Source organism: Deltaproteobacteria bacterium (assembly GCA_029210625.1).
Taxonomy (GTDB): domain Bacteria; phylum Myxococcota; class Myxococcia; order SLRQ01; family SLRQ01; genus JARGFU01.
On sequence record JARGFU010000017.1, the window covers coordinates 56,598 to 78,735 of the forward strand.

17 protein-coding genes are annotated in these 22,138 nt (G+C 71.2%); 10 read left to right on the forward strand and 7 right to left on the reverse strand.

Annotated features, from left to right (window positions below; all coding sequences use genetic code 11):
* Positions 1-19 precede the first annotated feature (19 nt).
* From P1V51_16495 to P1V51_16505, 3 genes are all read left to right on the forward strand, one after another.
* Complete coding sequence (locus P1V51_16495; GenBank protein ID MDF1564644.1) at positions 20-448, forward strand: hypothetical protein; 429 nt, start codon at positions 20-22, stop codon at positions 446-448.
* Between the two features lie 140 nt (positions 449-588).
* Positions 589-1,890, forward strand: a complete 1,302-nt coding sequence (locus P1V51_16500) for a radical SAM protein (GenBank protein MDF1564645.1) — start codon at positions 589-591, stop codon at positions 1,888-1,890.
* 30 nt (positions 1,891-1,920) lie between these two features.
* Positions 1,921-2,709, forward strand: a complete 789-nt coding sequence (locus P1V51_16505; protein MDF1564646.1) for a DUF2807 domain-containing protein — start codon at positions 1,921-1,923, stop codon at positions 2,707-2,709.
* Positions 2,710-2,788: 79 nt separating this feature from the next.
* On the opposite strand, the gene P1V51_16510 is transcribed toward P1V51_16505, so the two are convergent.
* Positions 2,789-4,240, reverse strand: coding sequence for a M28 family peptidase (locus P1V51_16510; protein MDF1564647.1), 1,452 nt, complete (start codon positions 4,238-4,240; stop codon positions 2,789-2,791).
* Positions 4,241-4,346: 106 nt separating this feature from the next.
* Between P1V51_16510 and P1V51_16515 the strand changes: the two genes are divergently transcribed.
* The gene (locus P1V51_16515) at positions 4,347-4,811 is read left to right on the forward strand and encodes a hypothetical protein (protein ID MDF1564648.1); all 465 of its coding nucleotides are present in this window, start codon (positions 4,347-4,349) and stop codon (positions 4,809-4,811) included.
* A 12-nt stretch (positions 4,812-4,823) separates the two neighbouring features.
* Here P1V51_16515 and P1V51_16520 read toward each other — a convergent pair whose 3' ends face one another.
* The 3 genes from P1V51_16520 to P1V51_16530 form a co-directional block, all read right to left on the reverse strand.
* Positions 4,824-5,930 carry a M20/M25/M40 family metallo-hydrolase gene (locus P1V51_16520; GenBank protein ID MDF1564649.1) on the reverse strand — a complete coding sequence of 369 codons (1,107 nt, stop codon included), beginning with the start codon at positions 5,928-5,930 and terminating at the stop codon, positions 4,824-4,826.
* On the reverse strand, positions 5,927-6,457 hold the full coding sequence (locus tag P1V51_16525; protein ID MDF1564650.1) for a GNAT family N-acetyltransferase: 531 nt from the start codon (positions 6,455-6,457) through the stop codon (positions 5,927-5,929). Before P1V51_16525 ends, P1V51_16520 begins: the two co-directional genes overlap by 4 nt.
* A 63-nt stretch (positions 6,458-6,520) precedes the next feature.
* A complete protein-coding gene (locus P1V51_16530; protein ID MDF1564651.1) occupies positions 6,521-7,711 on the reverse strand; it encodes an NAD(P)/FAD-dependent oxidoreductase in 1,191 nt (396 codons plus the stop codon).
* Between the two features lie 116 nt (positions 7,712-7,827).
* Here P1V51_16530 and P1V51_16535 point away from each other — a divergent pair, with 116 nt between their 5' ends.
* Together P1V51_16535 and P1V51_16540 are read left to right on the forward strand one after the other, a co-directional pair.
* Positions 7,828-9,447: a fumarate hydratase gene (locus P1V51_16535; protein MDF1564652.1), complete on the forward strand. Its 1,620-nt coding sequence runs from the start codon at positions 7,828-7,830 to the stop codon at positions 9,445-9,447.
* Positions 9,448-9,517: 70 nt separating this feature from the next.
* A complete protein-coding gene (locus P1V51_16540) occupies positions 9,518-12,373 on the forward strand; it encodes a hypothetical protein (protein MDF1564653.1) in 2,856 nt (951 codons plus the stop codon).
* A 49-nt stretch (positions 12,374-12,422) separates the two neighbouring features.
* On the opposite strand, the gene P1V51_16545 is transcribed toward P1V51_16540, so the two are convergent.
* On the reverse strand, positions 12,423-14,702 hold the full coding sequence (locus P1V51_16545; protein ID MDF1564654.1) for an NADP-dependent malic enzyme: 2,280 nt from the start codon (positions 14,700-14,702) through the stop codon (positions 12,423-12,425).
* 150 nt (positions 14,703-14,852) lie between these two features.
* Here P1V51_16545 and P1V51_16550 point away from each other — a divergent pair, with 150 nt between their 5' ends.
* Genes P1V51_16550 through P1V51_16560 form a run of 3 tightly spaced genes read left to right on the forward strand, consistent with a single transcriptional unit; the run spans position 14,853 to position 17,654 of the window.
* Complete coding sequence (locus P1V51_16550) at positions 14,853-15,719, forward strand: hypothetical protein (protein MDF1564655.1); 867 nt, start codon at positions 14,853-14,855, stop codon at positions 15,717-15,719.
* The gene (gene tyrA, locus P1V51_16555) at positions 15,720-16,853 is read left to right on the forward strand and encodes a bifunctional chorismate mutase/prephenate dehydrogenase (GenBank protein MDF1564656.1); all 1,134 of its coding nucleotides are present in this window, start codon (positions 15,720-15,722) and stop codon (positions 16,851-16,853) included.
* A 45-nt stretch (positions 16,854-16,898) separates the two neighbouring features.
* Positions 16,899-17,654 (forward strand): response regulator, encoded by a 756-nt coding sequence (locus tag P1V51_16560; protein ID MDF1564657.1) that lies wholly within the window; start codon positions 16,899-16,901, stop codon positions 17,652-17,654.
* Positions 17,655-17,661: 7 nt separating this feature from the next.
* On the opposite strand, the gene P1V51_16565 is transcribed toward P1V51_16560, so the two are convergent.
* Both P1V51_16565 and P1V51_16570 read right to left on the reverse strand, forming a co-directional pair.
* Positions 17,662-19,284, reverse strand: a complete 1,623-nt coding sequence (locus P1V51_16565; protein ID MDF1564658.1) for a HEAT repeat domain-containing protein — start codon at positions 19,282-19,284, stop codon at positions 17,662-17,664.
* Between the two features lie 60 nt (positions 19,285-19,344).
* Complete coding sequence (locus P1V51_16570) at positions 19,345-21,189, reverse strand: PAS domain S-box protein (GenBank protein ID MDF1564659.1); 1,845 nt, start codon at positions 21,187-21,189, stop codon at positions 19,345-19,347.
* A 237-nt stretch (positions 21,190-21,426) separates the two neighbouring features.
* On the opposite strand from P1V51_16570, the gene P1V51_16575 reads away from it, so the two are divergent.
* Entirely contained in the window at positions 21,427-22,080 is a 654-nt protein-coding gene (locus P1V51_16575; protein MDF1564660.1) for a thermonuclease family protein, read from the forward strand.
* The last annotated feature ends 58 nt before the right edge of the window (positions 22,081-22,138 follow it).

Consider the following 22,138-nt stretch of genomic DNA (forward strand, 5'->3'; position numbering starts at 1 on the left):
CGAGCGGTAGCATGAGCCCATGCTCAAGAAGGCAGCGGTCCTCTCGGGGGTGTTGTGGGTAGTGGGCTGCGGGTCGCCGACCATCAACGTCGTCGACCCCCTGGCGGTGGTGAACTGGTCGCCCCACGACGGCGCCACCTGCATCGATCCCGACTGGCCGGGGCTGACCCTCTCGGTCTGCCTCTCCCAGGCCCTCGACCCGGCCTCGGCCGGCTCGAACGTGAGCCTCCAGACCGTGGACGCCGCCGGCGCACCCGCGGGCGCCGTCAGCGCCACCGTGGCGCTGGCCTCGGGGGACGCCGCCTGCGCCCAGCTCACCGGCTTCACCCTCGATCCCGACACCGAGTACGCCATCGTCCTCGCCTCGGCCCTCGCCGCCGAGGACGGCACCGAGCTCGGCCACCAGCTGATCTCGCGCTTCCGGACCCGCGACGCGAGCTGTCCCTAGGATCGACACCCTCCGACGGTCCTTCTCCCCCGGGCACTTCCGGAGGGGAGAGGGTGCCTCCGAAGCGGAGAGGGGCGTCGCTCTTCTCCAGGGGGGAGACCTCGGTGCGAATCTTGTTGGTGACGCCTGAGAACCGGTTCGTGAAGGCCTTCAGGCGAGGCCAGCTCAACAACTTCGCTCAGCTGACCATGCCCTACCTGGCGGGCTTCGTGGGGCCCGGCCACCAGGTGACCCTCGTCGACGAATACAACGACACCGTCGATCTCGAGGGCCGGTGGGATCTCGTGGCGATCACCTGCAACACGCCCAACGCCCGGCACGTCTACCAGCTCTCGGCGGAGCTCCGGTCACGCGGCAGCACGGTGGTCCTCGGTGGGCCGCACGTGTCGCTGCTCCCCGACGAGGCGGCCGAGCACGCCGACGCCATCGTGGTCGGTGAGGCCGAGCATACCTGGCCCGAGCTCCTCCGCGACGCAGAGCGGGGTCGGCTCGCCCGGATCTACCGCTCGGAAGAGGCTCCCTCGCTCGAGGGTCTCCCCATCGCCCGGAGGGACCTGATCCGCCGGCGCCCCCTCCTCGGTTGCACGATCATCGCGACGAGGGGGTGCCCCCACCGGTGCCGGTACTGCAACCTGCGCCAGATCTACCACGACGCCCTGCGCTTCCGTCCGGTCGCCGAGGTCGTCGAGGAGGTGCGCGGGTTCCGCTCGCCCTTCTTCGCCTTCTGGGACGACCAGCTCTTCATGAATCGCACCTATGCGCAGCGTCTCTTCCAGGCGCTCGAGGGGCTCGGGCGCCGCTGGGCAGCGATGGTCACTCCGGCTAGCGCGCAGGACGACCAACTGCTGGCGGCGGCGGCCCGGGCCGGCTGCAGCTGCCTCTTCCTCGGGCTCGAGTCCATCTCGACCGGCAGCCTGAAGGGCGTGGGCAAGGGCTTCAACCGGGTCGTCGACTATGGTGACATCGTCGGACGCATCCACCGTCACGGCCTCCTCGCGCAGGCCGGGATCGTGTTCGGTTTCGACGGGGACGATCCTGGCATCTTCGAGAGGACGCTGGATGAGGCCCGCCGGATCGGGATCGATGGGGCGACGGTGAGCATCCTCACGCCCTTCCCCGGGAGCCCGCTCTTCGAGGAGCTCGAGAGCGAGGGGCGCCTGCTCACGCACGACTGGAGCTACTTCAACGGGAAGACGGCGGTCACCTTCCGGCCCCGGAGGATGGACCCCGCCCAGCTCTGGGAGGGGTACCGGTGGTTCCGTCGGCGCTTCTTCTCCCGCCGGGAGATCCTGCGCCGCTGCCGTCGCTCGGGGGTGAGCCCCCTGACGTCCCTGGCGCTCAACTGGGGCTACCGGCGGACCCTCACCAGCGAGATCCCCGGCCACCCCCTCCCCGGCTCCGCGCCTCGGCCGAGGGGAGAGGGGAAAACGGAGCTCGGGTGACACCTCCGGGGCGCCGCGGTGTTCCAGGGGGTGAACACCAACCCCCTGGAGGTCGCCATGCGCCTGCTCACCACCCTGCTCACCCTGACCGCTCTGCTCACCTCTGGCTGCGTCGTCCTCAACGGCGACGGTCACCCGATCGAGGAGCTCCGTCCCCTGCCGACCTTCACCGCCCTGGAGAACCGCTCCTTCCTGGAGGTGAGCCTCGAGAAGGGGCCCGGCGGCGAGGCCCGCGTCCGCTGCGACAGCAACCTGCTCGGGCACCTCGAGACCTTCGTCGAGGGTGACACCTTCGTCATCCAGATGGAGCCGGGCTTCACGGTCGGCCGCCACTCGGGCTGCACCCTCGAGGTCGCCACCCCCCGCCTCTCCTCGGTCACCTCCATGGGCTCCGGGAACGTCTCGGTCTGCGGTGCCCACCCCGACTTCCGGCGGGCCGCCTCGACCGGCAGCGGCGACCTGGAGATCTGTGGCGTCGAGGGCGACCGGATCGAGGTCTCCTCCAGCGGCTCCGGGGAGGTCTTCATCGGCGAGCTGATCGCTCCCGAGGTCGTGATCTTCCACTCGGGCTCCGGTGGCGTCCGCATCGAGGGCAGCACCGACGAGCTCCGGGTGGACAGCTCGGGCTCGGGCGCAACCGAGACCTTCGCGCTGCCCTGCCGGACGGCGCGGGTCCAGGCCACCGGCTCGGGCACCGTCGAGGTGAGCGCCTCCGAGTCCGTCAGCGGCAACCTCACCGGCTCCGGCGACCTGCGCGTGCGCGGCGGCGCCACGGTGCAGGTTGGCACTTCCGGCTCCGGCCGGGTGATCCACGAGTAGCCCACGCCCGACACCGGGCATCCTCGAGGGTAGCCGGAGGGATCCGGTCACCCTCGACGCGTCGGTGAGCTCGGAAGGGTCAGTAGACCGGCTTGAGCCCGAAGGCCGTCGTCTTCGCCCGGCTGAAGACCTTCAGGGCCTTCATGAAGAGCCGGCGGGTCTTCGAGTCGACCTTCGCGATCTCCTCCCGGGGCATCGCGTCGACCTTGCGGAGGATGTCGGCGAAGGCCGCGGCCATCCGGGTCAGGCGCTCCTCGTCGACCCAGCGGATGTTGTCGTCGTTGGTCAACAGGTAGACGGGGTTGCTGATGCAGTTGATCACCGGCACCCCCGCCTCCCACCAGTCACCGCCGTCGGTGGGCGGGTAGTCGCCCAGCGGTCCCTCGGCGGGCAGCGCCACGACCCGGGAGAGCTCCCGGGACGCCATGGCCTGCATCACCGCGTCGGTGACCGCCCGGTTGAAGGGCACGAAGACCCCGGTGGCCTCCGGCTTGCCGCTGTCCACCAGGGTGCCCCGCTTGTTCTCGATCGCCTCCCGGGCGATGTGCTCGATGCTGATCTCCAGCACCACGTCCGGCAGGAGGTCCTCGCGGTGCTTCTCGATGAAGGTCCGGGTGCCGATCGAGCCGTAGAAGTGCCCGGCCGAGAGCAGGATCACCAGCCGGCGCTTCAGATCGCGAGACTTCGCGAAGTGCCCGGCCAGCGCCAGCACCACCGCCACGCCGCTGGCGTCCTCCACCGGGGAGACGAAGGGGGCGTCGTGGTGACAGGAGAGGACGATGGTCTCCCCGCTCTGCCCCGGGACCTCGGCCACCAGGTTGTGGGTGAGGGCCTCCTCCCGCTTGCCGGTGAGGGTGAGCTTCGCCGCGGCGCCGGCGCGGGCGGCCTCGATGAGCGCGGCGCCCTCCGCCCGCCCGATCCAGAGGCCGGGCAGCGGCTTGTCGAGGATGTCCGCCTCCCGGAAGCCGTAGGGGGCGTACATCTCGGCGCTGCCCCCCGGCTGGTCGACCAGCACGCCCACGAAGCCGGCGGCGCCCTTGCGGGCAGCCAGGTGGTAGAGGTGCCAGCCCAGCCGCACCCAGGTGGCGGGGTGCTTCACCTCGGCCAAGCTGTCGTCCGGGTCGTGGACGCCCGAGGCGATCTTCAGGAGCATCGCCACGTCGAGCTCGGGGAAGCCGATCTCGGCCACCACGATGGCGCCTCGCCAGTCGCCCCGCTGGAAGAGCTTGTGCCGGTCGGCGAAGACCAGCCGACCGCTGACGCCGGTGTCGGGGGTGAAGGCGGTGAAGGGGATGGGGAAGCCCTTCAGGGAGAGCTTCTCGTCGTTGGCGCCCACCTCCAGGCCCCAGCGCTCCGCCTTGGAGTGGACGACCGGGATCGGCTCCCGCCGGACCCGCTCCAGGCCGAGGCTGCCGAGGGTGGCCATCAGCAGGTCCTCGTTGGTGCGTCCCGCGGGGCTGCCGGCCCGGCGGGGCCCGAGCCCGATCTGCTGGAGGATCCAGCGCCGCATCTGCTCCCGGTCGAAGTCCATCGTGTCCCTCGGCAGTCTACCCCGTCCCGGACCTGGCGCCTTCGCCGGGCGCGGCCCTCGCTCCCGGCCTATCTTCCGCCCACGCCCCCGGAAAGTGAATCGAGGAATGAGCGAGCCCCCCCTGCGGGATCAAGAGATCGTCCTGGCCCTGCTGCGTCACGAGTGGGAGCGCCTGGAGGAGGAGCACTTGCGGATGCTCCAGCTCTTCCGGGCCCTGGAGGCGGCCCTCGATCGGGAGGGCGCGCTGGACGCGCTCGCCTCCCTGGAGCGCTGGCTGGGTCACCACTTCGACCACGAGGAGCGCCCCGGCGGCCTCTACGACGCGGTCGCCGCGCTGGCGGCCCCGCAGCGGGAGGCGGCGGCGGGCACCCTGGCCGAGCACCGGACCCTCGTCGAGTTGATGGAGAGGATCCGCCTCTCCCTGGAGGCCGAGCTGGAGGCGAACCCGGCGCAGATCGGCGAGCTCACGATGCAGCTCGGCCGCCTGCTCCGCGAGCACGAGGGACACGAGCGCCGCCTGGTCGCGGTGGTCCTCGGGCCGGACCCCGGCGGGGACCCGGAGCTCCCCTAGCCCCTCCGCCGCTCAGCCGGCGAGCAGAGCCGCGTAGAGCCGCGCGGCCTCGACGGTCTCGGAGAGCGAGACGTGCTCGTCGGGGCGGTGGGCGACCTCCAGGGCTCCGGGGCCGCAGATGACCGGGAGGGTGCCGGCCTCGAAGAGGACCGGGCCATCGGAGTGGGAGCGGAACGCCCCGAGCTCCGGGGGCCGCCCGAGCGCGGCGAGGGCCTGGCGCAGGACCTCGAGGCGGGCGTCTCCTTCGCTGGTGGGCCAGCCGCCGGCCCAGAAGACCTCGGACTCCTCGAGCGAGCAGCCCGGGTGATCGGCGAGGACCCTGCGCCGGGCCTCCTCGATCCGGGCGCGCAGCGGGCCGTCGTCGATCCCCGGCGGCAGGTGGAGGTCGAGCACGGCCTCGCAGCCGTCGGCCACCACGAAGAGCTCGCCGCCACCGGAGATGCGCCGGACGTTCACCCCGGCGCCCTCGATGGTGGAGGTGAGCCGGAGGATCTCCCGCACCCAGTCCACCGTGGCGTGGATGGCGTTGGCGCCCTCCTCGGGGACCGCGGCGTGGGCCCGGGTGCCCTGACCCACCAGGGTCAGCTCCAGGAAGCCGTAGTGGCCGGGGCAGGGCAGGAGGCTGGTCGGCTCTCCGATCACGGTGAGGGGGGCGTCGAGCTCCCCGGCCCGCAGGAGGGCCTCGGCGCCGTCCCCGCTCTCCTCCTCGCCGACGAGGAGGGCGAGCAGCACGCCGCCCTGATCCTCGCCCGGCAGGCCGGCGGCCAGGAGGCAGCGCAGCGCCTCGACCATCGCCACGCAGCCCGAGCGCATGTCGGCCGCGCCGAGGCCCCAGAGCAGATCGCCCTCGCGCCGCACCTCGCGGGGCTCCTCGGGATCGATGGTGTCGAGGTGACCCACCAGGGCGATGCGGGCAGGGCGGGCGCCGAGCCGCACCAGCAGGTTGGAGCGGCCGGGGGTCACCGGCTGGCGCCGCACCGGCGCGCCGATGCTCCGCAGCGCCGCCTCGAAGAGATCGACCGTGGGCCCCTCGGCGCCGCTGGGGCCCTCCACCCGCAGGGCGGCCTCCAGGAGGTGCTCGACCCTCCCCGGATCGACCGCTCTCCAGGGTTCGTTCATCGAGGGGGCTTCCTGCCCCTCCGGGCCCCTTTCTGCTCCTTCTCCGCGCGCCGGCGGGCGTAGGAGGGGTGGGTCTTGAGGTTCCGGGAGAGGTAGACGTGGGCCTGGGGGTTGCCGAAGCCGGCGTCCTCGAAGAAGCGCACCGCCGTGACGTTGTCGGGATCGGTGTCGACGAGCATCATCCGGGCGCCCTGCTCGATGAAGATCTCGGTGAGCGCGTCGAGGAGGCGGCGGCCCACTCGCTCCTTGCGGCTGCGCGGCCGGACGGCGATCCAGGTGAGCCAGCCGTAGGCCCAGGGGCCTCCCCGCTTCTCGAGGAGGGTGCCCAGCACGAAGCCCACGATGCGGCCCTTCTCGTTCTCGGCGACCAGGCAGCTCTCGGAGTCCGAGGCGAAGGCCAGGGCCAGATCGAACTCGTCCCAGGTCCGGTGCAGGCTCGGCCAGGCCTCGGCGGTGAACACGCGCTCGCCGAGGTCGTAGACCTCGGGCAAGTCCTCCAGGGTCATCTCGCGGATCTCGATGGACATCGGCGCAGAGGATCCGTCCGCGCCGCGGGCCGCGCAAGCGGAAACTCGACCCGAGGGCGCTCTTCAGCAGGCCTGCCCGCAGCAGTGCCCGCTCGACCAGGCCCACTGCAGGTTGTGGCCGCCCAGCTGCCCGGTCACGTCGACGCACTCGCCGATGAGGTGGAGGCCCGGGACCTTCTTCGCCTCGAAGGTCCTCTGGGAGAGCTCGTCGGTGTCGATGCCGCCCCGGGTGACCTCGGCGCTGCGGTAGCCCTCGGTGCCCGCCGGCAGGAGCCTCCAGCGCTGGAAGGCGGCCGCGACCGCCTCCAGCCGGGCGTTGCTCTGTTGACCCACCTCACCCGTGAGGCTCCAGTGGGCACAGAGGGCCCGCGCCAGGCGCTTGCTCATCCCCTCTCCGAGGCAGCGCTCGAGGCTCCAGCGGGGGTGCTCGTCGCGCAGGCGCCTCAGGTCGGCCGCGAGGTCCGCCCCGGGGAGCAGGTCGATCTCCACCTCGCTGCCCGGGGTCCAGAAGGAGCTGATCTGCAGCACCGCCGGTCCGGAGAGGCCCCGGTGGGTGAAGAGGAGGCTCTCCTCGAAGCTCCGGCCGGCGCAGCGGATCCTCGCCGGCTGGGAGACCCCCGAGAGCTCCTGCAGGGGCTCGAGCAGCTCGGGGGGCAGGGTGAAGGGCACGAGGGCCGCGCGCCGCTCGACCAGGCGCAGGCCGAAGCTCTGCGCCAGGTCGTAGGCGAAGCCGGTCGCGCCGGCCTTCGGGATCGAGAGCCCCCCGGTGGCCACCACCACCGCCTCGGCCTCCACGGCGCCCCGGGAGGTCTCCACCCGGAAACCGGGGCTGCGCGCCGCGACCGCGCCGATGGTGACCCCGGTCTCGATCCGGACCCCGGCCCAGCCGGCCTCGGTGAGGAGCATCTCCAGGATCTCGCGGGCGGAGCCGTCGCAGAAGAGCTGCCCGGGCGCCTTCTCGTGGTGGGCGATGCCGTGGCGCTCCACCATCTCCAGGAAGTCCCGGGGACCGAAGCGGGAGAGGGCCGAGCGGCAGAAGTGGGGGTTCTCGGAGAGGAAGTGCTCCGGCGTCGAGTGGAGGTGGGTGAAGTTGCAGCGCCCGCCCCCCGAGATCAGCAGCTTCCTCCCCACCTTCGTGGTGTGCTCCAGGAGCAGGACCGAGCGGCCCCGGTAGCCGGCGGTGAGGGCGCACATCAGGCCCGAGGCGCCCGCGCCGATCACGATCACATCCGTCCTGGGGGGAAGCTGGCTCATCGTTCTCTTCGGCGGGCACCCTCGCCGCCACGACCATCGCCCGTGACTACCTTTCGCCGTAGACTGCGGGCCCTGTAAACGGGGGCCTCAACCGGCCGCACTCCAAGGAGAGAGACATGCCCGAGTTCCACTACCAGGACCCCTTCCCGCTGGCCAAGGACGAGACCGAGTATCGCAAGCTCGAGGGCTCGGAGAAGTACGTCTCGGTCGTCGACTTCGACGGCCAGGAGATCGTGAAGGTCGACCCCGAGGCGCTGACCGTGCTCGCCAACACCGCGATGCGCGACGTCTCGTTCCAGCTGCGCCCCGCCCACAACGAGTCGGTGGCGAAGATCCTGAGCGATCCCGAGGCGTCGAGCAACGACAAGGGCGTGGCCATCGCGTTCCTGCGCAACGCCGAGATCGCCGCCAACTTCGAGCTGCCCATCTGCCAGGACACCGGCACCGCCACGATCATCGCCAAGAAGGGACAGCAGATCTGGACCGGCGTGAAGGACGAGGAGTTCCTCTCGAAGGGGGTCTTCAAGACCTACACCGAGGAGAACCTGCGCTACAGCCAGACCGTGGCGCTGGACATGTACACGGAGAAGAACACCGGCACGAACCTCCCGGCCCAGATCGACATCGCGGCCACCGAGGGGGACGCCTACAAGTTCCTCTTCATGGCCAAGGGCGGCGGCTCGGCCAACAAGAGCATGCTCTACCAGAAGACCAAGGCGCTCCTGAACCCGGAGTCGCTCGAGGCCTTCCTGGTCGAGCAGATGAAGTACCTGGGCACCGCCGCCTGCCCGCCCTACCACATCGCCTTCGTCATCGGCGGTAACTCGGCCGACGCCAACCTCAAGGCCGTGAAGCTCGCGAGCACGAAGGAGCTCGACGGCCTGCCGACGACCGGCAACGAGCACGGCCGGGCCTTCCGGGACATCGAGCTCGAGCAGCGCCTGCTGAAGGCCGCCTATGGGCTGGGCATCGGCGCGCAGTTCGGCGGGAAGTACTTCGCCCACGACGTGCGAGTCATCCGCCTGCCGCGCCACGGCGCCTCCTGCCCGGTGGGGATGGCGGTCTCCTGCTCGGCCGACCGCAACGTGAAGGCCAAGATCACCCGGGACGGCCTCTTCATCGAGCAGCTCGACACCAACCCGGCCCGCCTGATCCCCGAGGAGTACCGGGGCAAGCACGGCCACGGCACCCCCATCGATCTCGACCGGCCGATGAGCGAGATCCTGGCCGAGCTCGACAAGCTCAAGGTCGGTGACGCCCTGCTCCTCTCGGGGACCATCGTCGTGGGCCGCGACATCGCCCACGCGAAGTTCAAGGCGCTCCTCGACGAGGGCAAGCCGCTGCCCGACTACCTGAAGAACCACCCGATCTACTACGCCGGCCCCGCCAAGACGCCGAAGGGCAAGGCCTCGGGCTCCTTCGGGCCGACCACCGCCAACCGCATGGACTCCTATGTCGACCTGCTGCAGTCGAAGGGCGGCTCGATGGTGATGATCGCCAAGGGCAACCGCTCGGCGCAGGTCACCGAGGCCTGCCAGAAGCACGGCGGCTTCTACCTCGGCTCGATCGGCGGCCCGGCCGCGGTCCTCGCCGAGGAGAACATCAAGAAGGTCGAGTGCATCGACTACCCCGAGCTCGGCATGGAGGCCGTCTGGAAGATCGAGGTCGTCGACTTCCCGGCCTTCATCCTGGTCGACAACAAGGGGAACGACTTCTTCAAGAAGCTCGGCCTCTAGCCGAGGTCCCTCTGGAGGCCTCCCGGTCCACCGTTCGGCAATCCCGGACGGTGGACTAGAATGGTGGGCTGTGAACCCGGAGGCGACGGACAGCGCGATGACGATGGAGGGGCTGCTCACCCACGAGCGGCCGGTCCTCTTCGTGGAGTTCGTCAACGCGGACCAGTTCCCGGGCCGGATCAACGCCAGGTTCCCCCTGGTGAGCGGCTACTTCCGCTCCCGGGGCGTCCCGACCCGGTGGATCCGCTTCGGCGTCTCCACCCTCAACCTGATGGAGAACGACCGGGACGAGATCACCCTCACCGAGGAGGAGCTCGCCCGGCTGCTCGCCCTTTCCCGGGAGCACGCGCCTGCGCTGGTGGTCATCACCGACGCGCTCCATCGGCCGCAGCTCGAGGCCCTGCGGGCGGCCGCGCCCGGGGTGCAGCTGCTCTGCCTGAGCGACGATCACCAGGGCGGCCTCTTCCACGAGACCCGCATCCGGATGCAGGTGGCGCCGGGGCTGCGCCCCTTCTACGGCTTCGAGCCCGGCAACGCGGCCGCCGAGCAGCGGCGCATCGACAACGTCTACCTCCTCACCACCGAGGGCTGCGGACACCACCTCCAGCTCGCGATCAACCCTCGCCTGGCGCAGCTCGATCTCTCGAGCTTCGGTGACAACCTCGGCTGCACCTTCTGCACGAGCAGCCGGGACCCCCTCGGGAACCCCAAGGAGTCGGAGCTGCGGGTGCGCAACCTTCGGGCGTGGATCGAGCAGCAGGTGGAGACGCTGGCCGAGGACCGCCGGGCCGTCGGCCGGCTGCCCAACGCCGTGCTCTTCGAGCGCCTCCCGGGCAAGGGCGTCCAGGAGGCCTGCCTCGAGGCCCTCGGCCGCGTGGGCCTCGACGACGAGCTGCAGGTCCTCTTCGCCGTCCGGACCAACCGGATGCGGGCCTTCGAGGAGAGGATGGAGGAGCACTTCGCTGCTCACCCGGACTCGCCCCTCTGCTTCGGCATCTACGCCAGCGGCATCGAGAGCTTCTCGGACCGGGAGCTGGAGCTCTACAACAAGGGCGCGACCTCCCTCGACAGCGTCCACGCCTTCGTGGCCCTGCGCCGGCTCTCGCACCGCTACCCGGACCGCTTCTGGTACACCGGCCTCTCCTTCCTCCTCTTCACGCCCTGGACCTCCCTCGACAGCCTGCACCTGAACGTCGGCCTGATGATGAGCCTGGGCATCAGCCGCAAGGAGTCGGGCAACATCTTCCAGTCGCGGCTCCGCCTGCACGAGGGGTTGCCCCTGAAGCTGCTGGCCGAGCAGGAGGGGCTGCTGGTCGACGAGGTGAGCGACCCGGTGCTGGTGATGAACCGGCGCAAGCTCTTCAGCGAGGAGCACCCCTGGAGGTACGCCGATCCTCGCCTCGAGCCGCTGACCCAGATCGTCCTTCGCTTCGATCTGCTGGAGGAGGCCGGCGACGATCCCGTCACCGGCGAGATCGCCGCGGCCCTCGCGCCCCTGGCGGGGCGGGGCAAGGTCACCGACGATCGACTCCTCCTGCCCTTCCTGCTGGCGCTGGTGGAGGAGGCGACGGCCGCCGAGGAGGTCCTCGAGCTGCCGCTGCTCCTGCGGAGGGCCACCGCGCGCCTCGCGGAGCGGCTCGCAGCTCGGGCCGCGCCAGCGCCCCTCCAGCGCTTCCGCCTCGGCCACGCGCTCTTCACGCTGCCCGGCTTGCTCGAGCGCCTCTCGAAGCTCGGCAAGGCGGGCCCGGCGATCATCGCCCTTCAGGGCCTCGAGCCGCGCGACGACTTCGACCCGGCGCGGGCCTTGCTGGTGGACGCCGGCTACGGGTACGCGCTCGACGAGGAGCGCGGGGCGCTCCTGCTCGCCGCGGACAGCCGGGATCTCGAGGCCTGGCGAGGCGCCGACGCCCTCGGGCGGGCTCGCCTGCAGGGGCTGCCGGCCTGCTGCGCCGAGGCCGCGGCCCGCGCCGAGGCCAGCGAGGATCTCCCGGGCGGCCCGGCGTGGCGGGCCTGGGGGGCGCGCCTCGAGCACGCGGGGGCGCTGCCGGAGACCCTGCTCCCGCTCGTCCCCGCGCTCGACTTCGCCCGCTGCTCGCCGGACTGCGCGGCCGCCGACCGGATCCTCGCGGGCTGGCTGGAGGCCCTGGGCCTGGCGTCCGACCCCGGGGAGGCGCACCTCCTGGGGCTGGAGGTGAGCGGCTCGCTGAGCTCCTTCCGGGTCCGCCGGCGAGAGGCGGGGCTGCTCCACTACGATCCCGGGACCCTTCGATCCTCCGACCCGGAGCTGCTCGCGTTGCTCCAGCGAGGCGATCGGCTCCGCCAGGAGCCGGCGCAGATCCAGATCCTCGCCGGGGATCGGCTGCTGGCCTGCCTCACCGCGACCCACGCGCTCTGGGAGGCCGGCGCGGCGCCCGAGGACCGGGTGGCCGAGGTCTGGCGGGAGCTGGGCCGGGGCCTCGCCCTGCGCCAGGCGGTGGGGCAGACCGAGACGATCTATCAGCCACCCTTCGTGGCTCCCGATCAGCTCGGCGACCTCCAGTCCCTGGAGACCGGCGCCGGCGCCGAGGAGGGGAAGGAGCAGGTCGAGGGCTTCGGGCGAGCGACCCACCCGAGGGGCCTCGAGCTCTTGCGGCAGGCCTGCGCCGCCGCCACCGAGCCCGTGGGGGATCTCTCCATCGAGGACTGCTGGCTGGAGGACGCGGGCCTGGGCCTGCGCGTCTCGGCCGGGGACAGCGTCTACACCCTGCTCCTGGTCGGCCAGCAGGCGGGGGGGGACCACCTCCTCTCCACCGGGCGCTTCCTCCTCAAGCAGCCGCCCTCGAAGGACGACGCCCTCCGCAGCGGCGAGCACCGGGCCTGGGTGGGCGCCGCCCTGCGGGCCTTCGATCGTCTGGCGGCGGGCGAGGCGGCCGGGCTGATCCCTTGAGCCGTCTCGCCGGCACGCCAGAGCCGATCGGATTTCCCGGGCTCTCGAGCTAGCCGCTCAGGGAGCCGCTGATGGCCCGGACCGCGGTGATGGCCGCGAGGTTGACGATGTCGTCGACATCGGAGTCCATCTGCAGGATGTTCACCGGCTTGCGCATGCCGGTGAGGATCGGGCCGATGGCGTCGGCGCCGCCCAGTCGCCAGAGCAGCTTGTAGGCCATGTTGGCGGCGTCGAGGTTGGGGAAGACCAGGACGTTGGCCGAGCCCTCGAGCTTCGAGAAGGGGAAGGCCTCCGCGCGCAGCTCGGGCAGCAGGGCAGCGTCGACCTGGATCTCGCCGTCCACGTTCAGGTCGGGGTGCCGCGCGTGGAGGATCTCCGTCGCCTCTCGCACCTTCCTGGGCGAGGCGAGGTCGCTGCGCCCGAAGTTGGCGAAGGAGAGCATGGCGATCCGGGGCTCGACGTCGAAGTAGCGCGCCAGGGCAGCCGTGCGCACCGCGATGTCGGCGAGGGTCCGGGCGTCGGGATCCGGGTTCACCGTGGCGTCGGCGATGAAGCGGATGCTGTCCTTGAAGACCATGATGTAGCAGCCGCTGGCGTGGTGGACCTCGGGCTTGACCTTGATCACCTCGAGGTAGGGCTTGATGCTCACCCCGTAGTGCCGGTTCAGGCCGTCGACGACCCCGTCGACGGCGTCCTCCTCCAGCATCATCGCCGCGAAGAGGTTGCGGCTCTGGATCAGGTGCTCGACGTCCTTGCGCAGGACGCCGCGGCGGGCGCGCATCGCGTGGTAGCGGTCGGCGTAGCGCTTCTTGGTGTCTCCGACGTCCGGATCGACGATCTCGATCCCCTCGAGCCCGAGCCCCGACGACTCCGCCAACTGCCGGATCTTCTCCGGCGAGCCGATCAGGACCGGCTGGCAGATGCCCTCCGCGAGGAGGATGTCGGCGGCCTGGAGGATCTTGGGGGAGTCGCCCTCGGGGAAGGCGATGCGCACCTTCTTCTGGCGGGCCTTGTTGAAGACCGCCTGCATCACCGCGTGGGGGCGGGAGACCCGGGCGTGGAGCGCCTCGCGGTAGGCGTCGATGTCCAGCTCGCGCCGAGCGACCCCGTCCTCCATCGCCGCCTTCGCCACCGCGGGGGCGACCCAGAGGAGCACCCGGGGATCGAAGGGCTTGGGGATGATGTACTCGGGACCGAAGCGGAAGGGCTGGTCACCGTAGGCGCGGGTCACCGACTCGGGGACCTCCTGCCGGGCGAGGTCCGCCAGGGCCTGGGCGGCGGCGCGCTTCATCCCCTCGGTGATCGTGGTCGCCCGGGCATCGAGGGCACCGCGGAAGATGAAGGGGAAGCCCAGGACATTGTTGATCTGGTTGGGGTAGTCCGAGCGGCCGGTGCCCATGATGAGGTCGTCGCGGGCGGCGACGGCGTCGGGGTAGGGGATCTCCGGGTCGGGGTTGGCCAGGGCGAAGACCAGGGGGCGGTCCGCCATCGACTTCACCATGTCGACGGTGACCAGGCCTGCCACCGAGCAGCCCAGGAAGACGTCGACGCCCTCCATCGCCTCGGCGAGGGTCTTCTTGTCGGTCTCCCGGGCGAAGGCCGCCTTGTAGGGGTTCATGCCCTCGGCGCGCTCCTTGCTCACCACGCCCTTCGAGTCGCAGAGGAGGATGTTCTCCTTCTTCACCCCGAGGGAGACGTAGAAGTGGGCGCAGGCCAGGGCCGAGGCGCCGGCGCCGCTCACCGTCACCGTGACCTCCTCGATCTTCTTGCCGGCGATCTCGAGGGCGTTGAGCAGGGCCGCGCCGGAGATGATGGCGGTGCCGTGCTGGTCGTCGTGGAAGACGGGGATGTCCATCTCCTCACGCAGGCGCGCCTCGATCTCGAAGCACTCGGGGGCCTTGATGTCCTCGAGGTTGATGCCGCCGAAGGTGGGCTCGAGGGCCTTCACCACCTTGCAGAAGGCGTCCACGTCCGTCTCGGCGACCTCGATGTCGAAGACGTCGATGTCGGCGAAGCGCTTGAAGAGGACACCCTTGCCCTCCATCACCGGCTTGCCCGCCTCGGGGCCGATGTCCCCGAGGCCGAGGACGGCGGTGCCGTTGGAGATGACGGCGACCAGGTTGCCGCGCGCGGTGTAGTCGAAGACCTTCGAGGGGTCTTTGGCGATCTCCAGGCAGGGCTCGGCTACCCCCGGAGAGTAGGCCAGGGAGAGGTCCCGGGCCGTGGCGACGGGCTTGGTGGGGACGACCTCGATTTTCCCCGGGCGTCCCCGGGAGTGGTAGGTGAGGGCTTCTCGGGGGCGGATCTTGGAGGATTTGTGTGCGCTCATCACCGCTCGGTAGGCGCCGATTGGGGCGGTGTCAAGGCGCACCTCGTCGAAGGTGCAGAACCCCGAAGTTGCCTGGCTTCCAGGCCTCCCACTACGATGGCTGGATGCCGCCCGAGGAGGCCCGGTCGGGCGGCGAGGGAAAGGGACACGATGAAGCTGCTCCAGGGGATCTTCGCTGCTCTCGCGCTGCTGGCGCTCCTCCTCGTCTCCTCGCCTGCTCGCGCTCAGATGGAGCGCCCGGAGTGGGTCGAGGACGTGAAGTGGCACGCCACCGTCGGCACCGGCATGGCCGCCGAGACCGGGGGCGCCCACTACCCGGAGCCCGTGACGGGGCGAGAGCACTACGATGATCCGCTGCTGCTCTACTTCGGCGGCAACGTGAAGAAGTCGTGGCGGTGGTGGTACGGCCTGACCTTCAAGGCCAAGGTCGATCTCTACACCGGCATCACCGAGTACCCGATGATGCCCTACAAGCTCGGCTCGGAGGCCTACCTGGGCATGGGCGCGCCCATGTTCCAGATCGCGGTGGCCCGGGCCGAGCTGATCAGCGAGTTCGACGGCGTCTGCCAGAGCGGCTGCACCGGCTATCCCACGGGGACCATCGTCCGCCTGCAGGCCAGCACCCTGCCGACCTTCACCGGCGACGTGACCCTGGCCGACGGGAAGCACATCCTCACCTACCTCGGCGTGCCCCTGCAGATCGTCTTCGGGCGCTACTCGACGATGGTCCAGCCCAACGCCGATGACTACAACTGGAACCCCTACACCGGCGGGCAGATCCGGCTGCAGGACGTGATGATCCTCACCGACTGGGCTCAGCTGCACGGCGGCGTGACCTTCCACAAGGCCTACAGCAACCCCGAGTACCGCCTGGTGTTCGACATCGGGGTCGCGGTGGGCATCATGCAGAACGCGGTGCAGTTCGGCCTGGACATCGTCGACGATCAGTGGCGCACCCCCGGTGGCCTCTCGATGAACACCGCCACCTTCACCCTCTCGGCGCGGCTGAAGATCTAGTTGGCCGACAGCCTCTCCGAGCTGCGGGGGCAGATCGACGCGATCGACGCGCAGCTGATCCAGCTGCTCGTCGAGCGGGCCCGGCTCACGGCGCGGGTGGGGCAGGTCAAGGAGGCCGAGGGTCTCCCCCTCTACGCCCCGGAGCGCGAGGCCGCCCTGCTGGCCCGGCGGCGGGAGCAGGCTGCCGAGGCCGGGCTGGCGCCCGAGCTGATCGAGGACCTCCTGCGCCGGGTGATGCGGGACTCCTACGCCAGCCAGGAGGGGAGCTTCTCGGCCACCGGGGACGCCGGGCGGCCGGTGGTGATCGTCGGCGGCGCCGGGCAGCTCGGCCGGCTCTTCGCCTCCTTCTTCGAGCGCTCGGGCTACCCCGTTCGGATCCTGGAGGTCGAGGACTGGCCGGAGGCCGCCGGGCGGGTCGCGGGGGCCGGGCTGGTGCTGGTGGCGGTCCCCATCGACCGGACCCTCGAGGTCATCGAGCGGCTGCCCCCCCTTCCCCCGGACTGCGTCCTGGCGGACCTCACCTCGGTGAAGCGGGCGCCCCTCTCGGCGATGCTCGCGGCGCACGCCGGCCCGGTGGTCGGCCTGCACCCGATGTTCGGACCGGACGTGCGCAGCCTGGCCAAGCAGGTCGTCGTGGTCTGCGAGGGTCGGGAGCCCGGCGCCTGCCGCTGGCTCCTGGACCAGCTCGCGCTCTGGGGGGCGGTGCTACGCAAGGAGGCCCCCGAGGGGCACGACCGGGCCATGGAGCTGATCCAGGCCATGCGCCACTTCACCACCCTGATCTACGGGGCCTTCCTCGCCCGCCAGCAGGCCGACCTCGACGAGCTCCAGCGCCTCTCCTCGCCGATCTACCGCCTCGAGCTGGCCATGGTCGGCCGCCTCTTCGCCCAGAGCCCCGACCTCTACGCCGACATCATCCTCTCGGCCTCGGGCCTGCCGGCGCTGCTGGAGGCCTACCGGGAGACCCTGGACGGTCTGCTCACGCTCGTCAGGGAGGGCAGCCGGGAGGCGATCATCGAGCGCTTCGACACGGTGGCAGACTACTTCGGGGAGCTGGCCCCGGCCCTGCTCCGGGAGAGCGGCGCGCTCCTGCGCACCGCTCACGACGCGCGGGATCCCGGGGACTCACCATGAGGTGATCCGCCGGGGTCGAGAAGCTGATAAGGATCGGGGTGCCGTATGTCGGATCCCAGGGAACAACGTCGAGGGGTACGCACCGAGGTCTTGCTCCGGGTCGAGTACGACGATCCGGGCACGCTCGCGGACGACTACCTGACGAACCTCGGGAGCGGGGGCCTCTTCGTCCGCAGCATCCAGCCGCTGGAGGTGGGGAGCACCCTCTCGCTGACCATCTCGATGCCTGGCTTCCTCGAGCCGCTCACCCTCTCGGGCGTCGTGCGCTGGCGCCGGCTGGAGGACGACATCGGCAGCGGCGAGCAGTCGGGGATGGGGATCGAGCTGGATCTCTCCAACCCCATCACCGCCGAGATCTTCGCGGCCCTCACCGAGCGCCTGGAGCGGCCCCGGCCGATGACCGGCGGTCCCCTCCAGCTGCTCCTGGTCGAGGACAACCAGGTGGTCATCGGGCTCTTCACCCATGCGATCCGGAAGTTCTCGAAGGAGCGCAGCGAGAAGGAGGAGGTCGTGGTCACCACCGCGGGTGACGGCGCGGAGGCCCTGGAGATCCTGCGGGCCGCCCCGGTGCACCTGGCGATCGTCGACCAGATCCTGCCGGTGCTCTCCGGGCCGGCCCTGATCCGGCAGATGCGGGCCGAGCCGAACCTCCGCGCCATCCCGGTGCTGGCCGTGAGCGCCGGCGGCGAGGAGGCGAAGATCGAGGCGCTGAAGGCCGGCGCCGACATCTACCTCGACAAGCCGGTGACCCTGGCCCGCCTGGTGGCCACCCTCCGCACCCTGATCGCGCTGCGGAGCTGAGGTCTGGCTAGAGCTCGGCGGCCTTCGCCAGGAGCTTCTTGGCCGAGCGGCCGATCTTCTTGCGCCCGGCCTTCTGCACGACGGTCTCGAGGAGGCCGGCGCCGATGGGGTCCTCCTCGCCGAGGAGGTGGAAGCCGACGTAGTAGAGCATCTCGAGGTCGAGGCTGCGATCGGCGCGCAGGGCCTTCTCGATGTCGAAGCCGTCGGCGGCCAGCCTCTCGATGGTCTGCAGGCAGGCGTCCCGGGCGCGGGCCGAGGAGCGAGGGTCCCGGGCGCTCTGGCGCAGCTGCAGGCTGGCCAGGAGGTAGCGGTCGTCGGTGGTGCAGGCCGGGGTCCGGCAGAGGGCCTCCAGGAGCACCGTCGCTGGCTTGAGGCGACGGGCCTTCTTGTGCGCGGCCGCCCCGGCGCGAAGCTGCTTGGCCAGGGCCGAGGGGTCGGCGGCGAAGGCGACGGTCAGCCAGGGGGCCGCGGCCTTCGCGTCCTCCTCGAGGGTCTCCACGGCCTTCTTCGAGATCCGGGTGGTCAGGCGGGCCTCGAGCTTCCCGGCGTGGGGGAGCAGGGCGGTCACCAGCCGCTCGAGGGTGGCCTCGTCCTTCGCCTCGAAGAGGGCCTTGCCCAGGGCCGCGGCGGCTCCGGAGCGCTGGCCGAGCAGCTCGGCGGCGCGCTCGGCCCGCTTGCCGCCGGTGTTGAGGAGGACCGACACCAGGCCCTCGCTCACCGGCGTCGTCTCGGCGCCGGCCAGGGCCTCCAGGGCGAAGAGGCCGATGGACTCGTCGCTGTGCTCCATCAGGCGAATGAGGCGGGCCCGCGCGCCGGAGGGGAGGGGGACGAAGGCCAGGGTGTCCCGGGCCATGCGGCCCACCTCGGGGGGCGCGGTCTCGATCACGCTCAGGAGCTCGAGGGCCAGCTTGCTCTGGTCCTTCGCGTTCCGGGACTTGGCCAGGGCGAAGCGCAGAGCCAGGAGCGCCTCCTGGCGCACCTCGATCGCCTCGGCCTTGGCCACCGCGTGCTCGAGGAGGAGGGGGACGGTCGTCGGCTCCTCGAGGTAGCCGATGAGCTTCACCGCCGCGGCCCGGGCGGCGGCGCTCTCCTTGGCCCGCTTGGAGGTGAGGAAGCGCTTGGCCTGCCCCAGGGTCGTCTTGCGATCTTCCTCCTTCAGCTCCCGCAGGGTCTGCCGGGCCGCCACCGCGGCGCGGCGGGTCTCCTCCTCGTCCTCGTCGAGGAAGGAGTCGAGGAGGGTCGAGAAGGCGTCCTTGCCCCCGAGGCTGCCGAGCACCTCCGAGAGCAGGCGGCGCTCCTCGGGCCCGGCGGCCTCGAGGCGGGCCTTGATCAGGGGGACGATGCTCTTGCCGATGCCCTCCAGGGCGTGCACGGCGGCCTTGCGCACCTCCCGGGGGCCGCCCTCGAGCAGGGGCAGGATCGACTCGGCGGTCTTCTTGGTGCCGACCACCGCCAGGGCCTCGAGGGCGGGGAGCTGCTGGGCCGGGTCGCCCCCCAGCGCCATCTCCAGGAGGGCCGCCCGGGCGGGGTCGGTCTTGATGCCCAGCTCGGCCACCACCACGGCCGCCGCCGTGCGGACGCGGGTGGACTGCGCCGAGAGGAGCTTCACCAGCCTGTCCGAATCGCTCATCGTGGTCGCAGGGTAGCTCCCGGATTGGTGGAGGGCCACGGTCTTCGACGAAATCGCCCTTCAGGCGAGGAGGGTCTCGACCTTCGCCAGGAGGTCCACCGGCCGGAAGGGCTTGGCGAGGAGGTCGGCGCCCGTGAGGTCGTGGAGATCCAGGGCCTGGTCGGAGTAGCCGGAGATGTAGAGCACCGGGAGGTCGGGGTAGGTCGTCGCGAGGCGGCGGATCAGCTCCGGGCCCGAGAGCCCCGGCATGATGACGTCGCAGACGAGCAGCTCGACCTCGTCGCCGCGCGCCGAGAAGAGCGCCTCGGCCTCGAGGCCGCTGGACGCAGCCAGGACCCGGTGCCCGGCCATCTCGAGCACCCGGACGATGACGCCCAACACGTCGGGTTGATCCTCGACGACGGCGATGGTCCTGCCCCGCGCCTGGCCGACCTCGGGCTCGGACGGCGCGCTCTCCGACCCCCTCCGGCGGCTGCGCGGCAGGTAGACGTCGAAGCGGGTGCCCTCCCCGGGGCGGGACTCGACCTGGACGCCGCCCCCGCAGCCCGTGACCAGCCCGAAGACGACCGCCAGGCCCAGCCCGGAGCGGCCCTCTGCGCGCCGCGTGGAGTAGAAGGGCTCGAAGAGCTTCGCCAGGGTGTCCTCGTCCATACCCTCACCGGAGTCGGTCACCGAGAGGCAGACGTAGTCGCCGGCGGGGAGGGTGCCGCTCGAGACCGCGCGCGAGGTCTGGAGCTGGACGTTGCCTGCCTCGAGGAGCAGCGAGCCGCCCTCCGGCATCGCGTCGCGAGCGTTGATGCAGATGTTGAGCAGGACCTGCTCGACGTGGGTGGTGCGGCCCGAGGCCGCCCAGACCTCGTCGGGGAGGCTGATCTCCAGGGTGAGCTCTCGCCGCGCCTGCTGGCGGATCAGTCCCGCGACCTTGTGCAGGCAGGCGGCCACGTCCACGCCCTCGTCGGCCGCGGGCTCGGGGCGCGCGAAGAGGAGCAGCTCACGGGTCAGGCGGGAGCCCAGGTTGGCGGCCTCCTGGATGCGCCCGAGATCCTCGCGCATCTGGGGGCTCGCCTCCGGTGAGAGGGCCAGCACGTCGGAGAGCCCCATGATCACCGAGAGCAGGTTGTTGAAGTCGTGGGCCACGCCCCCGGCCAGGATGCCCACGGCCTCCATCCGCTGCGCCTGACGGATCCGCGCCTCGAGCTGCGCGTGCTCGTGCTCGATCCGCTTGCGCTCGCTGATGTCGCGCAGACCGGCGACCCGCGCGAGCTTCCCCCGGTACTGGGTGTGCCGGGTGACGATCTCGAGGGGGAAGGTGCTGCCATCCTTGCGCTGCCCGACCACCTCATAGGGGCCCTCCAGGCCGGCTTTGATGCGATCGAGGATGATCGGCCGGGAGGCCTCGGTCGCGAAGTCCAGCACCGAGCGCCCGATCATCTCCTCGATCGTGTAGCCCCACATCTCCGAGCAGCGGGCGTTGACGTCCTGGATCACCCCGCGCTCGTGAATGGTGATCCCCTCGATGGTCGACGAGGAGAGCCAGCGGTAGCGCTCCTCGCTCTCGCGCAGCTCGGTCACGTCCAGCCCGGTGCAGACGAAGCGCCGCGCTTGCCCCGGCAGAGAGGGCTCCCGGATGCTCCAGGCCACCTGGTGCCGGGCTCCGCCGACGTCGATCAGAGTCGTCTCCAGCGCGAGGGTGTCACCCGCGGTGCTCGCGGAGAGCCTCCGGGGAACCTCCTCCCAGGGCGCGTCGGAGAAGATCCGCGCCACCTCGTCTCCCAGGAGCTCGCGGGCGGCCTGGTTGGCGTAGTGCAGTGTCAGGGCCTCGTCGGTCACCAGCACCAGCGCATCGACGGCGCCGAGGATCTCTCGGGAGTGGGTCAGCTCGGTTTCGTCTTCTCTGGAGCGCACGCGAAGAGTCCCCTCGGATTCCCGGGGAGTGGGCCTCGAATCGAGGCGAGCGAGGGGTCTCTCCCCTGATCGCCCGGACTCGAGCAACGAATGATAGCGCATCGGGGGGCGCCGATCTGCCTTCGGCGTCACACCCCGACTTCCTCTGAGGCGGGAGTGATAGAAAGGGGCTCGATGATCGGTGTCCAACCGCAGCCACGCCTCGGTCCCACCTCCGCGAGGCGGCGGGCTACCCTGGTGCTCGCCCTCTCGAACGCCATCGCGGGCCTGGCGCTCGCGCACCCCGGCGGGCGCGACGCCGAGGGCTGCCACACCTGCCGGACCAAGTGCGAGCAGTACGGCCTCTCGGCCGGGGAGCGGCACTGCCACGGCGAGGGTGAGGCGGCGCCGCCCGCGCCTGCCCGCCCGGAGCTGCGCGCCACGCCCCGCGCCGCCAGCCACGGCACCAGCCTGGAGCTGGCCTACGTGGACAAGGTCCTCGACGGAGACACGATCAAGGTCCGCGCGGGTGGCGAGAAGCTGACCATCCGGGTGCTCGGCATCGACTGCCCGGAGTCGAAGCGCAACCGCAAGTGCAAGGCCGACAAGACCGGCTGCGCCTGGCAGATCCCCTGGGGGATGAAGGCCGCGAAGCGGGCCGCTGCCCTCCTCAAGCACCAGCAGGTGACCCTCGAGTGTGAGGGCAAGTGCGGCGCCGGCCGCTTCGGCCGCCCCTTGCGCTACGTCCGCCTCCCCGACGGCCGGGACTTCGGCCAGGTGATGATCGAGGAGGGCTTCTGCGCCGACTACGGCTGGAAGTACCCCCACCCCCGGGGCCGCGCCTACCGCCGCGCCCAGGCGCCGGTGCAGGCCGCCGGCCTCGGCGTCTGGCAGGAAGCGCGCTGGAAGTAGGCGGCCCCGCCCGCCGGGAAACCAACTCGGTTCTGGGCTAGGCTCGCCTGACGGTAGC